The organism is Sedimentitalea xiamensis (assembly GCF_030164465.1).
Taxonomy (GTDB): domain Bacteria; phylum Pseudomonadota; class Alphaproteobacteria; order Rhodobacterales; family Rhodobacteraceae; genus Sedimentitalea; species Sedimentitalea xiamensis.
Map to the genome: position 1 here is coordinate 46,025 of NZ_JASNJE010000008.1, position 12,908 is coordinate 58,932.

The window sequence follows — 12,908 nt, forward strand, 5'->3', positions numbered from 1 at the left end:
TGAGTTGCGGCCGCCGCATAATAATCTGAGAGGATATTCGACAGGGGAGACCGGCATGAACAGACCACTGAGACATCTGGCGGCGGCATCGGTCCTCGCGCTGTCGTCTTCGGCGGCGCTCGCCCAGGGCAGCGGCTGGAGCACGACGCTGGACATCTACCTGTTCACGCCGGAAACCAGGACCGGGATCGGCGCGACGGAATCCGAGCTCAGTTTCAGCGATGCGCTGGAGAACCTGGACCTCGCCTTCATGGGGACAGTCGCGGTCAGCAACGGGCGATGGAGCTTCCTGGGCGACTACATGATGACGGATCTGTCCTTTGGCCAGCCCGTCCAGGGGCAGGCGGTGTCGACCCTGAACTCGGAACTGAAGACCGAACTCTTTTCCGGTTACGCCGGCTACCGTGTCTACGAAGATCCTTCGGTCAGTGTCGATCTGGCCGCCGGCTTTCGCTGGTTCAGGACGCGCACCAAGCTGACCGGGCTGGACGGCAATGGCGCGGTGGTGGTGGGGCGCAGCGTCGATGACAGCTGGGTCGATCCGGTGATCGGCGTCCGCCTGCGGTTCGCCATCGCGGAAAGATGGGGCGGCACCGTGGTCGCGGATTACGGCGGGGTTCAAAGCGACAGGGAAACCTGGCAGGTCCTGCTGACCGCCGATTACCGGATCAATGACAACTGGACCGCGCGGTTCGGATACCGGCAGATTTCGGTCGATAACGTGATCAATGGAACGCCGTTTTCCTTCGACCAGTCCGGTCCGGTCTTCGGCGTGAGCTACCGGTTCTGACCGGCGGGTCCGATCCGGCGGCTTGCCCTTTGCGCCGCACCGCCGCATAACGGGGCAAGACCGCGCCCCAGAGGAGTTTCGCCATGATCGGCCGCCTGAACCATGTCGCCATCGCCGTTCCGGATCTGCAAGCCGCGTCGGCGCAATATGCCAACGCCCTGGGCGCCAAGGTCGGCGCGCCGCAGGACGAACCGGATCATGGCGTGACCGTGGTTTTCATCGAACTGCCCAATACCAAGATCGAATTGCTCTATCCGCTGGGCGAGAACAGCCCGATTCAGGGGTTTCTCGACAAGAACCCCTCCGGCGGCATCCACCATGTCTGCTACGAGGTCGAGGACATCCTCGCGGCGCGCGATCACTTGCAGGAAACCGGCGCGCGGGTGTTGGGCAGCGGCGAACCCAGGATCGGCGCCCATGGCAAGCCGGTGCTGTTCCTGCATCCCAAGGATTTCAACGGCTGTCTGGTCGAACTGGAACAGGTATAGGTCCCGGCGCTGAAGCGCCGGCGCCCGGTTCCGCAGGAAAGGGAGTAGTCACATGGCCATAACGTCAGCAATCGTGCTCTACGCGGTCTTCTGGTTCATGACCTTCTTCATCGCCCTGCCGATCCGGGTGCAGACCCAGGGCGACAAGGGCGAAATAGTGCCCGGCACCCATGCCGGGGCGCCCGAGGTGCATAATCTGAAAAAGAAGGCCTGGATCACCACTGCGGTGGCCTCTGTCCTGTGGGCGATCACCGTCGCCATCATCCTGTCGGGCGTCATCACCGTGCGCGATCTGGACTGGTTCAACCGGATGCCGCCGCTGGAGTGATCCGGGCGCCGGCGCGATGGCCGCATCCGGTTTCTTTCGTCCCCGGAAACCTGTTCCGACGCCTTGGGCGCGTGCTTGCGCTGGCGGACCTGTTCCCGCGTCGCGCCAAAGGCGAAAGATTGCCGCGGCCAGGGCACCGATGCCGAGCCGCGGAGAGGGCCGGACACAGCGACGGCGGCAGGCGGCGGCCGGGTCAGGGCGGCGCGATACCCTGACCATCCGTTCGCCGGGTTTCCGGTGCCTCTCGCGGCCGGTAGTTGCCGTGCCGCGCCTTGGGTTTCAGACCTTTTCCTGGGTGTATTTCTTCAGTTCCACCCGCGCGACCTGACGGCGGTGCACCGCGTCCGGCCCGTCGGCGAGGCGCAGGGTGCGCACATGGGTCCAGGCCTGCGCCAGCGGCGTGTCCTGAGAGATCCCCTGGGCACCGTAGATCTGCGCCGCCTCGTCGATCACCTTGAGCGCCACGCGGGGCGCCACCACCTTGATCTGGGAGATCCACGGTGCTGCGGCGCGGGCATCGCCCTGATCCATGTACCACGCGGCCTTCAGGCACAGCAGGCGGGCCATCTCGATCTCCATCCGGCATTCCGCGATGATGTCGAAATTCGCGCCCAGATGGGCGATCTTCTTGCCGAAAGCCTCGCGGTTGAGCGCCCGGCGGCACATCTGTTCGAGCGCCGATTCCGCCTGCCCGATGGCGCGCATGCAGTGGTGAATCCGCCCCGGTCCGAGCCGGCCCTGCGCGATTTCAAAGCCGCGGCCTTCGCCCAGCTGCAGGTTGGCCACCGGCACCCGGACGTCGGTGAAGCGGATGTGCATGTGCCCGTGCGGCGCGTCGTCATGGCCGTAGACCTCCATCGGGCGGACGATCTCGATGCCGGGCGTGTCGCTGGGCACGACGATCATCGACTGGCGCTGATACTTGTGGCGTTCCTCGCCGCCGGTCTTGACCATGACGATGTAGACGGCGCAGCGCGGATCGCCGGCCCCGGAGGCCCACCATTTCTCGCCGTTCATCACGTAGTGGTCGCCGTCGCGCACGCAGGGCATGGAAATGTTGGTGGCGTCGGAACTGGCCACGTCCGGTTCCGTCATCAGGTAGGCGGAGCGGATCCGCCCGTCCAGCAGCGGTTCGAGCCACTGCTTTTTCATCGCGTCGCTGCCGTAGCGTTCCAGCACCTCCATGTTGCCGGTGTCCGGCGCGGAACAGTTGAACACCTCCGCGCCCAGCGGAGTCTTGCCCATCTCTTCGGCGAAATAGGCGTATTCCACCGTGGTCAGCCCGAAGCCCCTGTCGCTGTCGGTGAGCCAGAAATTCCAGAGCCCCTCGGCCTTTGCCTTGCCTTTCAGGCCTTCGAGGATTTCGGTCTGGCGGTCGGTGAACTGCCAGCGGTCGCCGGTGGCGACCTCGCGGGCGTATTCCTCTTCCATCGGCATGATGTCGTCGCGCACCATGGCCGCGACGCGGTCCAGCAGCTTGCGGTGGTCGTCGCGCATTCCGAAATTCATATCCATGTCTGCCTGCGCCTCCCAGCGCATTCGCCGCTCCGGGCTTTCCTGATGACTGTTGCGCAGGGACTGTGACATGGCGCGCCGCCGCCGTATTTGATCTGGCTCAGGTTGGCGGCCGGAGCGGAACGGGTTTTCGCGGCGTCTGCCCGCATCGGGATCGCCCATGAAAAAGGACCCCATGCGGTTGGCAGGGGTCCCATTCCGTCATTCGGGGGATGCGGTCATTCCGCGGCTTCGGCGTAATCCTCCATCGGCGGGCAGGTGCAGACCAGGTGACGGTCGCCATAGACGTTGTCGACCCGGTTGACCGGCGGCCAGTATTTGTCGACCCGGAAGGCGCCCGGCGGGAAACAGCCCTGTTCGCGCGTGTAGGGGCGGTCCCAGTCGCGCACGAGGTCTTCCATCGTGTGCGGCGCGTTTTTCAGCGGGTTGTTGTCCTTGTCGAAGCGGCCCTCTTCGATGTCGCGGATTTCTTCGCGGATCGCCAGCATCGCGTCGCAGAACCGGTCCAGTTCCGCCTTGGTTTCGCTTTCCGTCGGTTCGATCATCAGGGTGCCCGCCACCGGCCAGCTCATCGTGGGCGCGTGGAAACCGTTGTCGATCAGCCGCTTGGCGATGTCGTCCACGGTGACGCCGGCGCTGTCGGCATAGGGGCGGGTGTCGATGATGCATTCATGCGCGACCCGTCCCGTCTTGCCGCGGTAGAGCACGTCGAAGGCGCCTTCCAGCCGTTTGGCGATGTAATTGGCGTTGAGGATCGCGACCCGCGTCGCCTGGGTCAGCCCTTCGCCGCCCATCATCAGGATGTAGGCCCAGGAGATCGGCAGCAGCGAGGGCGACCCGTAGGGCGCGGCGGACACCGGTCCCTCGGTGCCGCCGGTGGCCGGGTGGCCGGGCAGATGCGGCACCAGATGCGCCTTGACGCCGATCGGGCCCATGCCGGGGCCGCCGCCGCCATGCGGGATGCAGAAGGTCTTGTGGAGGTTCAGGTGGCTCACGTCGCCGCCGAGGTCGCCGGGACGGGACAGGCCGACCATGGCGTTCATGTTGGCCCCGTCGATATAGACCTGCCCGCCATGCGCATGCACGATGTCGCAGACCTCGGTCACGGTTTCCTCGAACACGCCATGGGTGGAGGGGTAGGTGATCATGCAGCCGGCCAGGTTGCCGCTGTGTTTCTCGGCCTTGGCGCGGAAGTCTTCCAGGTCGATGTCGCCGTTGGCGGCGGATTTCACCGGCACCACCTTCCAGCCGACCATCTGCGCGCTGGCGGGGTTGGTGCCGTGGGCCGAGGTCGGAATCAGGCAGATGTTGCGGTGGCCTTCGCCCTGCGCCCGGTGCCAGGCGGCGATGGTCAGCAGCCCCGCGTATTCGCCCTGCGCGCCGGAATTGGGCTGCATCGAGATCGCCGCATAGCCGGTGATCGCGCACAGCTTGTCCGACAGGTCCGTGATCAGTTCCTGGTAGCCCCGCGTCTGGTCGGTCGGCGCGAAGGGATGCAGCCGGGCGAATTCGCGCCAGCTGACCGGCATCATCTCGGCGGCGGAATTGAGCTTCATCGTGCAGGACCCCAGCGGGATCATCGCCCGGTCCAGCGCCAGATCCCGGTCGGCGAGGCGGCGCATGTAGCGCATCATCTCGGTTTCCGCGCGGTTCATGTGGAACACCGGATGGGTCAGGTAATCGGTGGTGCGGTGCAGGTCCTCGGGCACCCGGTAGCGGGCTTCGAACTGGTCGTCCTTGCGGACGATCCCGAAGGCGCGCCAGACCGCTTCGATATTCTCGGGTCGGGTGCATTCATCCAGCGTGATGCCGACCCGGCGTTCGCCCACCCGGCGCAGGTTGATGCCTTCGTCCACCGCCGATTTCACGATGGCGCCCTGAAGCGGGCCGACATCCACGGTGATCGTGTCGAAGAACACTTTGGGATCGACCTTGAACCCGGCGTCTTCGAGCCCGTTGGCCAGGCGCACCGTCTTGCGGTGAATGCGCTGGGCGATGGCCTTGAGCCCCTTGGGGCCGTGAAACACCGCGTACATCGACGCCATCACCGCCAGCAGCGCCTGCGCGGTGCAGACGTTGCTGGTCGCTTTCTCGCGCCGGATATGCTGTTCGCGGGTCTGCAGGCTCAGGCGGTAGGCGCGGTTGCCGTGGCTGTCGACGCTGACCCCGACCAGCCGCCCCGGCATCGCCCGCGCATAATCCGATTTCGTCGCCATATAGGCCGCGTGCGGCCCGCCAAAGCCCAGCGGGACGCCGAATCGCTGGGTGCTGCCGACCGCGATGTCGGCCCCCATCGCGCCCGGTTCCTTGAGCAGCGTCAGGGCCAGCGGATCGGCAGAGACGATGCCGATGGCGCCCGCCGCGTGCAGGGCGGCGATCTGGCCGGTGAAGTCGCGCACATGGCCGTAGGTGCCGGGATACTGGAACAGGGCGCCGAAGACCTTGTCGGCTTCCATCTTGTCCGGGTTGCCGACGATCACCTCGATCCCCAGCGGCGCGGCGCGGGTCTCTATCACCGCGATGTTCTGCGGATGGCAGTCGCGGTCCACGAAGAACGCCTTCTGCTTCGATTTGGCGACCCGCTGCGCCATGGTCATCGCCTCGGCGCAGGCGGTGGATTCATCCAGCAGCGACGCGTTGGCGATTTCCAGCCCGGTGAGGTCGCTGACCATGGTCTGGTAGTTGAGCAGCGCCTCGAGCCGGCCTTGCGAAATTTCCGGCTGGTAGGGGGTATAGGCGGTATACCACGCCGGGTTCTCGAAGATGTTGCGCTGGATCGCGGGCGGCGTCACCGTGCCGTGATAGCCCTGGCCGATCAGGCTGATCAGGACCTTGTTCTTGCCGGCCGTCACCCGCATGTGGTGCAGCAGTTCCCGTTCCGACTTGGCCTTGCCGAAATCCAGCGGCTGTTCCTGCCGGATCGCCGCCGGCAGGGTGTCGTCGATCAGCGCGTCCAGGGAGGACGCGCCGACGGTTTTCAGCATTTCCGCCATTTCCTCGGGCGACGGGCCGATATGTCGCCGGTTGGCGAAATCATAGGGCAGGTAGTCGGTAGGGGTGAACGACATGGCAAACTCTCCCATTGCTGCACGGGCCGCCGCATCGCGCTGGCCTCGTCTTGCTCTGTTTCAATAGCTCCCCGCCGGGGCCGCCGGCCCGCAGAGACGGGGATCAGGCGATGAATTTCTTGTAGGCGCTTTCGTCCATGTAATCGTCCATGGGGCCAAGGTCGGACGGCTTGATCTTGAAGAACCAGGCCTCGCCCTCGGCGTCTTCGTTGACCAGGCCGGGGTTGTCCGCCAGCGCCTCGTTGACCTCGACGATCTCGCCATCCAGCGGCGCGAGAATGTCGCTCGCCGCCTTGACGCTTTCGATGACCACGATCTCGTCGTCCTTCGTCACTTCGGCGCCCACTTCGGGCAGTTCGACGAACACCACGTCGCCCAGCTGCTCGGCGGCGTGCTCGGTGATGCCCACGACGACAAGGTCGCCATCTTCCAGCAGCCATTCGTGCTCTTCAGTGTATTTCATGTCCGGTTTTTCCTTCGGGACTAGCGTTTGAACCTGGCTGCCACGAAGGGCAGCGCTGTCACTGTGACAGGGAGGCGCTTTCCGCGCAATTCTCCATAGAGCCGGGTGCCTTCGCCGGACAGACCGGCCGGGACATAGCCCATCGCGACCGGCCCGCCGACCGTGGGGCCGAAACCGCCCGAGGTGATCGTGCCGACCGGCGCGCCGCCTTCCGGCTCTGCGAACAATTCGACCCCCTCGCGCATCGGCGCGCGCCCCTCGGGCCGCAGCCCGACCCGCCGCCGCGCGGGACCGTCGGCCAGCTGCGCCAGGACTTCGCGGGCGCCGGGAAATCCGCCCGCCCGCGCGCCGCCGGCGCGCCGCGCCTTCTGGATCGCCCAGCCAAGCCCCGCCTCGGCGGGCAGCGTGGTTTCGTCGATGTCGTGCCCGTAGAGGCACAGGCCCGCCTCCAGCCGCAGCGAATCCCGCGCGCCAAGACCGATCGGCATGACGTCCTCGTGGTTCAGCAGCAGCCGGGCCAGCGGTTCGGCATGGCGTTCGGGCACGGAAATCTCGAATCCGTCCTCGCCGGTGTAGCCCGATCGCGAGACCCAGCAATCCACCCCGTCCAGCGACAGGGTCGCGACATCCATGAACCCCATGTCCAGGACCGCCGCGTTCAGTCCGCTGAGCACATGTTCGGCCTGCGGGCCTTGCAGCGCCAGCAGCGCGCGGTCGGTCACGGTGGTCACGACCACGCCCGGTTCCAGAGCGGCCTTCATGCGGGCGATATCGGCGGTCTTGCAGGCGGCGTTGACGACCACGTAGAGATGATCGCCCCGGTTCGCGAACATCAGGTCGTCCAGGATGCCGCCTTCCGGGTTCAGGAACAGCCCGTAACGCTGCCGGCCCTCGGCAAGCCCGGCCACGTCCATCGGCACGAGGGTTTCGAAGGCGGCGGCGATGTCGGCCATCGACGCGCCGGTCAGCAGCGCCTGTCCCATGTGGCTGACGTCGAAAAGCCCGGCCTTCTCGCGGGTGTGGGCATGTTCCACCATGATCCCCGCCGGAAACTGCACCGGCATGTCATAGCCCGCGAATCCCACCATCTTGCCGCCCAGTTCCACATGCAGCGCGTGCAGCGGCGTTCTCAACAGGTCCGTCATGCCCGTTCCTCCTGCGATTCGAATTGATTCTGGCTGGTCATGTGGCATCCCCTTTCCGCACGGGACCGTGCGTGTGATGCCCCCTCTGTCCTTTCGCCTGAGATCGTTATCCCTTCGGCGGACGCAATGCGTCTCTCTCCAGAGTCTCGTCGTGCGCACGGTCCATCGGCCTGAGAGTTTCCGGGGCGGTTGCTCCTTCGGCACCGGACTTGCCGGTTCTCCCGTATGCACTCGCATACCGTAGCGCCGTTCCCCGGTTCCGGCAAGGGCCGAAAACCGGGACCGGCATGTCCTTCTTGTCGCAGGCGCAGGGGAATGCATGATGCCTGCGCAATCCGGTCGAGCCGGGCGGCTGACCGAAGGGTCAGGCGAAGGGATCGGCGGGATAGCCCACCCGCGCCAGATACAGACCCTGCGGCGGGCAGACCGGGCCGCAGGCGGCGCGGTCCCGCGCGGCAAGCGCCGCGCCCACGTCATCGGGCGTCCATGCCCCGGCCCCGACCCGTTCCAGCGTGCCGACGAAGCTGCGCACCTGGTTGTGCAGGAAGGACCGCGCCCGGACGTGAAAATGGACCTCGGGGCCGGTGAAGCTGTCCACCGCTTCGATTCGCAGTTCATCCAGCGTTTTCAGCGGGCTGGCCGCCTGGCAGATGGAACTGCGGAAGGTCGTGAAATCGTGCCGCCCGACCAGCCGGTCGGCGCCTGCCTGCATTGCCGCCACGTCGAGCCGGTGGTTGATCCGCCAGACCTGCCCCGCGTCATGGGTGGCGGGCGCCCGCCGCATCAGGATGCGGAACAGGTATTGCCGCTCGATGGCGGAAAACCGGGCGTGCCAGTCCCCCGCAACCCGCGCGCAGGCGGTGATCGCCACCGGCGCGGGCTTCAGGTGGTGGTTGAGCGCTTCGGACAGGCGGAAAGGATCCCAGTCGCGGAGGAGGTCGCAATGGGCGACCTGCCCGAGCGCATGCACGCCGGCGTCGGTGCGCCCGGCGGCGGCGATGGTGTGCTCGCCCGGTTGCAGCCGCGCCAGCGCGGATTCGACCGCGCCCTGAACGCTGGGCAGATCCTTCTGCCGCTGCCATCCGGCGAAAGGCGCGCCAAGATATTCGATTTTGAGGGCATAACGCGGCATGTCCGCGCTGCTAGCCTGCCTGACGCGCGACGGCAAGACTGGTATCCCGCCGCCGCCCCGCCTATCTTTGGGCAAACGCATGGGGCAGGGGACCGTATTGGTCATTTCAACGCTTGCCGACGGGCTGGTGCGCGGCATCGAAACCGTCGGAGACACGATTTCCGAAACGCTGTTCGAACCGGTGATCCGGCTGGGCGTCACCGGGCTCGCGCGGTCCGGCAAGACGGTGTTCATCACCTCGCTGGTCGCCAACCTGATGGACCGGGGCCGGATGCCGGGTCTCGTGGCGGCGCAGGAAGGGCGCATTTCCGCCGCCTTTCTGCAACCGCAGCCCGATGACACCGTTCCGCGGTTCGATTATGAATCCCACCTTGCGGACCTGACCGCCCGCACCCCCCGCTGGCCCGACAGCACGCGGGCGATCAGCGAATTGCGCCTGTCGCTGAAGGTGCGCCCGAACGGTCTGCTTGCGGGGGTGCAGGGGCCGCGCACGGTGCATCTGGATATCGTCGATTACCCCGGCGAATGGCTGCTCGACCTGGCGCTTCTGGACAAGAGCTATGCGCAGTGGAGCGCCGAGACCCTGTCCCGCATCGCCAGCCGCGAACAAGCGGCGGCGTTCAACGCGCTGGTGTCGGAGGAAGACGCCGCCGCGCCGCTGGTGGAACCCCGCGCACAGGCGCTGGCGCGCGCCTTCACCGGCTATCTGAACGCGGCGCGGGACGCGGGCTATTCGGACTGCACGCCGGGGCGGTTCCTGTTGCCCGGCGATCTGGCGGGTTCGCCGGTCCTGACCTTCGCGCCGCTGCCGGAACAGGCGGGCGCCCCGCGCCGGAGCCTCTGGCGCGAGATGGAGCGCCGGTTCGACGCCTACAAGAGTCAGGTGGTGAAACCGTTCTTTCGCGATCACTTCGCGCGGATCGACCGGCAGATCGTCCTGGTCGATGCGCTGGGTGCGATTCACAAGGGGCCGCGCGCGGTTCAGGACATGCGCGGCGCGATGTCCGACATCCTGGGCGCGTTCCGGCCCGGCGGCAATGCGTTCCTGACCAGGCTGCTGCTGGGCAGGCGGGTGGAAAAGATCCTGTTCGCCGCCACCAAGGCCGACCATCTCCACCATAGCCAGCACGCCCGCCTGACCGCGATCATGGAAGCACTGACGCGGGACGCCCGCGACCGGGCGCGGTTCGCCGGGGCGGATACGGCGGCCATGTCCATCGCCGCACTGCGGGCCACCACCGAAGAGGTGCGCGACCATGACGGGCGCAGCCTGAACTGCGTGCGCGGCACGCTGCTCGACACCGGCAAGGAGGCGGCGTTCTATCCCGGAGACCTGCCCGACGATCCGGCCCATCTGCTCGGCCCGGCCCGCGACGGGGCGGAAACCTGGCTGGGCGCGGATTACCGGATCATGTCCTTTGCGCCGGCGCCGCTGACCCTGAAACCGGGCGACGGGCCGCCGCATATCCGGCTGGACCGGGCGGCGCAGTTCCTGATCGGGGACCGGTTGTGACCGCGCTGCTGCGGGCGGCCCGGCCCACCGACGCCGGAGCCACCGGGATGATCCTGTGGCGGTTCCATTCCGAAACCGACTGGTTGCCCTGCCTCTATTCGGCGGCGGAAACCATCGCCTTCTGCGGCGACATGATCGACCGGGGCTGGATGACGGTGGCAGAGCGGGACGGGCGGGTGCAGGGGTTCATCGCGCGGGACGGGCAGGAAGTCTGCGGCCTTTACCTTGCGCCCGAAGCCCGTGGGCAGGGGCTTGGCCGGATGCTGCTGGACGCGTCCAAGCGCCGGGTCGACCGGCTGCATCTGCGCAGCTTCGCCGCCAACGCCCCCGCGCGGCGGTTCTATGCGAAGGCCGGATTCCGGCTGGTGGCCACGGGCAACGGGGCCGACAACGATGAAAACCTGCCCGACATCCACTATGTCTGGCGAAAGGAGGCCGCCGCATGACGCAAGGTCCGGTTCTGATCGATCTGGAAGACGGCTCCGCGCCGGTGTCCGTCGCCGACGCGCCGCCGGTGCCCGATGCTCCGTCCGGCCCGGAGCGCCCGACGGGGCAGGCGATGCAGATGGCGGCGCGGGCCGCATCGCGCCGCCCGTCGCGGCTGGCGCGCTGGTTCTGGGGGCTGGCGGGGGCGGTTGTCGGCGCGATGGCGTCGGTGGCGGCCTGGGATTTCGCCACCGGCCTCGTGGATCGCGCGCCGGTGCTGGGCTGGGCGGTGGCGGGGCTGATCGTCGCGCTTCTGCTGGTGCTCTTGCTGATCGCGCTGCGCGAAATGGCGGCGATTTTCCGGCTCGGCCGGATCGACAGCCTGCACCAGGCGGCCGACAGGGCCCTGGCGGAGCGCGATCTGGCGCAGGCGCGCGCCGTCACCGACCGGCTGCTCGCCTTTTACGCGGGGCGCGAGGACACCCGCTGGGGCCGGGAGCGGTTCCGCGACCGGGCGGGCGAGCAGTTCGACGCCGAGGCGCTGCTGGAACTGGCCGAAGACGACATCCTGGCGCCGCTGGATCAGGCGGCCGCGCGCGAAGTCGAGGCCGCTGCGCGGCAGGTCGCCACCGTGACCGCGCTGGTGCCGCTGGCGCTGGCGGACGTGGCGACGGCGCTCGCCGCCAACCTGCGGATGATCCGGCGCATCGCGGAAATCTATGGCGGTCGGTCCGGCCTCATCGGCGGCTGGCGGCTGACGCGCGCGGTGTTCACGCATCTGATCGCCACCGGCGCGGTGGTGGTGGGCGACGACCTGCTGGAACCGGTGCTGGGCGGGTCGCTCCTGTCCAAGCTGTCGCGCCGCTTCGGCGAGGGCCTTGTCAACGGTGCGCTCTCGGCGCGGGTCGGCGTCGCCGCGATGGAGGTCTGCCGCCCGCTGCCCTTCACCCGCAACCATCGCCCGTCGGTGCGCGGCATCGTCAGGCGGGCGCTGACTGGACTGTTCGGCGCCCGCGACGGCGGATAGCGGCCCCGACGTTGATCTGCCGCAAGGAACCCGGCGGCACGGTGTTTCACATTGCTGCCGGAAAACTGGGAGAGACGCGATGCCGGACCATGGACACAGCCCGGAAGAGATAGCCGCGCGAATCGGATCGCCGCCGGGGCGGGGGATCCTGCGCGACCTGGTCTATGGCGCCATAGACGGGTCCGTGACGACCTTTGCCATTGTCGCCGGGGTTGCCGGAGCCGGGCTGTCGCCCTTTGTCATCGTCGCGCTCGGCATCGCGAACGTCCTGGCGGACGGGTTTTCGATGGCGGCGGGGAATTATTCCGGCACCAAGGCGGAACGGGACAATCTTCACCGGATCCGCGCCATCGAGGAACGCCACATCGCGCGCTACCCCGATGGTGAGCGGCGCGAGGTGCAGGAAATCCTGTCCCAGAAGGGGCTGAGCGGGCAAGTGCTGAAGGACGCCACCCAGGCGATCACCTCCGACAAGGAAAACTGGATCGGGATGATGCTGGAAGGCGAATACGGTCTTGGCGGGGTGGAACCGCATCCGATGCGCGCGGCGCTGGCGACCTTCGGGGCGTTTCTGGTCGCGGGCCTGGTCCCGCTCCTGCCCTTTGTCTTCGGGCTGCCCGAAGCCTTCACGCTGAGCGCGGTGATGACCCTTTGCGTCTTCTTCGCGATCGGCGCGCTGAAAAGCCGCTGGTCGCTTGCCCCCTGGTGGCGGTCCGGCCTTGAAACCCTGCTGATCGGCGGCGTCGCCGCGGCCATCGCCTATGGGGTCGGCACGATGTTTCATGCCTGATCGAGACCGGCCGTTGCCCGGTCTGAACCGGCGCGCCGGCGGACCGCGGCGCAGTGTGCCCAAACGCCCCACTTTACCCCGCCGCCGCGCAACCCTATAAACCGCGCATGAGACAGCTCTGCCTGATCATTATTCGAATTATATCCCCGGCGCTCTGACCCTGATGCGCCGGGAAAAGGTGTTTGAGTCCTCGCACCGACCGCTTGCTGAACATTCCGACACG

12 protein-coding genes and 1 riboswitch are annotated in these 12,908 nt (G+C 67.3%); of the genes, 7 read left to right on the forward strand and 5 right to left on the reverse strand.

Going from position 1 to position 12,908, the window contains the following annotated elements:
* Positions 1-55: 55 nt before the first annotated feature.
* The 3 genes from QO034_RS08860 to QO034_RS08870 all read left to right on the forward strand — a co-directional run bounded on the left by QO034_RS08860 (position 56) and on the right by QO034_RS08870 (position 1,606).
* Positions 56-790 carry an outer membrane beta-barrel protein gene (locus tag QO034_RS08860; RefSeq protein ID WP_284485160.1) on the forward strand — a complete coding sequence of 245 codons (735 nt, stop codon included), beginning with the start codon at positions 56-58 and terminating at the stop codon, positions 788-790.
* A gap of 83 nt (positions 791-873) precedes the next feature.
* Positions 874-1,278 (forward strand): methylmalonyl-CoA epimerase, encoded by a 405-nt coding sequence (mce, locus tag QO034_RS08865; RefSeq protein ID WP_284485161.1) that lies wholly within the window; start codon positions 874-876, stop codon positions 1,276-1,278.
* A 52-nt stretch (positions 1,279-1,330) separates the two neighbouring features.
* Positions 1,331-1,606: a DUF1467 family protein gene (locus QO034_RS08870; RefSeq protein WP_284485162.1), complete on the forward strand. Its 276-nt coding sequence runs from the start codon at positions 1,331-1,333 to the stop codon at positions 1,604-1,606.
* Between the two features lie 279 nt (positions 1,607-1,885).
* Here QO034_RS08870 and QO034_RS08875 read toward each other — a convergent pair whose 3' ends face one another.
* The 5 genes from QO034_RS08875 to truA form a co-directional block, all read right to left on the reverse strand.
* Positions 1,886-3,121 carry an acyl-CoA dehydrogenase family protein gene (locus QO034_RS08875; protein WP_284485250.1) on the reverse strand — a complete coding sequence of 412 codons (1,236 nt, stop codon included), beginning with the start codon at positions 3,119-3,121 and terminating at the stop codon, positions 1,886-1,888.
* Positions 3,122-3,339: 218 nt separating this feature from the next.
* The gene (gene gcvP, locus QO034_RS08880; RefSeq protein ID WP_284485163.1) at positions 3,340-6,189 is read right to left on the reverse strand and encodes an aminomethyl-transferring glycine dehydrogenase; all 2,850 of its coding nucleotides are present in this window, start codon (positions 6,187-6,189) and stop codon (positions 3,340-3,342) included.
* Between the two features lie 103 nt (positions 6,190-6,292).
* On the reverse strand, positions 6,293-6,652 hold the full coding sequence (gene gcvH, locus QO034_RS08885) for a glycine cleavage system protein GcvH (protein WP_284485164.1): 360 nt from the start codon (positions 6,650-6,652) through the stop codon (positions 6,293-6,295).
* A 20-nt stretch (positions 6,653-6,672) separates the two neighbouring features.
* Positions 6,673-7,797: a glycine cleavage system aminomethyltransferase GcvT gene (gcvT, locus tag QO034_RS08890; RefSeq protein WP_284485165.1), complete on the reverse strand. Its 1,125-nt coding sequence runs from the start codon at positions 7,795-7,797 to the stop codon at positions 6,673-6,675.
* A gap of 148 nt (positions 7,798-7,945) precedes the next feature.
* Positions 7,946-8,031, reverse strand: a riboswitch (glycine riboswitch).
* A gap of 130 nt (positions 8,032-8,161) precedes the next feature.
* The gene (truA, locus tag QO034_RS08895) at positions 8,162-8,929 is read right to left on the reverse strand and encodes a tRNA pseudouridine(38-40) synthase TruA (protein WP_284485166.1); all 768 of its coding nucleotides are present in this window, start codon (positions 8,927-8,929) and stop codon (positions 8,162-8,164) included.
* Positions 8,930-9,026: 97 nt separating this feature from the next.
* On the opposite strand from truA, the gene QO034_RS08900 reads away from it, so the two are divergent.
* From QO034_RS08900 to QO034_RS08915, 4 genes are all read left to right on the forward strand, one after another.
* On the forward strand, positions 9,027-10,442 hold the full coding sequence (locus QO034_RS08900; RefSeq protein WP_284485251.1) for a YcjX family GTP-binding protein: 1,416 nt from the start codon (positions 9,027-9,029) through the stop codon (positions 10,440-10,442).
* Positions 10,439-10,888 (forward strand): GNAT family N-acetyltransferase, encoded by a 450-nt coding sequence (locus QO034_RS08905; RefSeq protein ID WP_284485167.1) that lies wholly within the window; start codon positions 10,439-10,441, stop codon positions 10,886-10,888. The genes QO034_RS08900 and QO034_RS08905 overlap by 4 nt, the downstream gene beginning before the upstream one ends.
* Positions 10,885-11,895, forward strand: coding sequence for a YcjF family protein (locus QO034_RS08910; protein ID WP_284485168.1), 1,011 nt, complete (start codon positions 10,885-10,887; stop codon positions 11,893-11,895). Before QO034_RS08905 ends, QO034_RS08910 begins: the two co-directional genes overlap by 4 nt.
* Before the next feature lie 79 nt (positions 11,896-11,974).
* Positions 11,975-12,685 (forward strand): VIT1/CCC1 transporter family protein, encoded by a 711-nt coding sequence (locus QO034_RS08915; RefSeq protein WP_284485169.1) that lies wholly within the window; start codon positions 11,975-11,977, stop codon positions 12,683-12,685.
* The last annotated feature ends 223 nt before the right edge of the window (positions 12,686-12,908 follow it).

Excerpts from the sequence above, each read along its gene's own strand:
- QO034_RS08875 (WP_284485250.1), bottom strand. The coding sequence starts at position 3,121 with ATGGATATGAATTTCGGAATGCGCGACGACCACCGCAAGCTGCTGGAC.
- QO034_RS08915 (WP_284485169.1), top strand. The coding sequence starts at position 11,975 with ATGCCGGACCATGGACACAGCCCGGAAGAGATAGCCGCGCGAATCGGA.
- QO034_RS08860 (WP_284485160.1), top strand. The coding sequence starts at position 56 with ATGAACAGACCACTGAGACATCTGGCGGCGGCATCGGTCCTCGCGCTG.
- gcvT (WP_284485165.1), bottom strand. The coding sequence starts at position 7,797 with ATGACGGACCTGTTGAGAACGCCGCTGCACGCGCTGCATGTGGAACTG.
- truA (WP_284485166.1), bottom strand. The coding sequence starts at position 8,929 with ATGCCGCGTTATGCCCTCAAAATCGAATATCTTGGCGCGCCTTTCGCC.
- QO034_RS08870 (WP_284485162.1), top strand. The coding sequence starts at position 1,331 with ATGGCCATAACGTCAGCAATCGTGCTCTACGCGGTCTTCTGGTTCATG.
- gcvH (WP_284485164.1), bottom strand. The coding sequence starts at position 6,652 with ATGAAATACACTGAAGAGCACGAATGGCTGCTGGAAGATGGCGACCTT.
- QO034_RS08910 (WP_284485168.1), top strand. The coding sequence starts at position 10,885 with ATGACGCAAGGTCCGGTTCTGATCGATCTGGAAGACGGCTCCGCGCCG.
- mce (WP_284485161.1), top strand. The coding sequence starts at position 874 with ATGATCGGCCGCCTGAACCATGTCGCCATCGCCGTTCCGGATCTGCAA.
- gcvP (WP_284485163.1), bottom strand. The coding sequence starts at position 6,189 with ATGTCGTTCACCCCTACCGACTACCTGCCCTATGATTTCGCCAACCGG.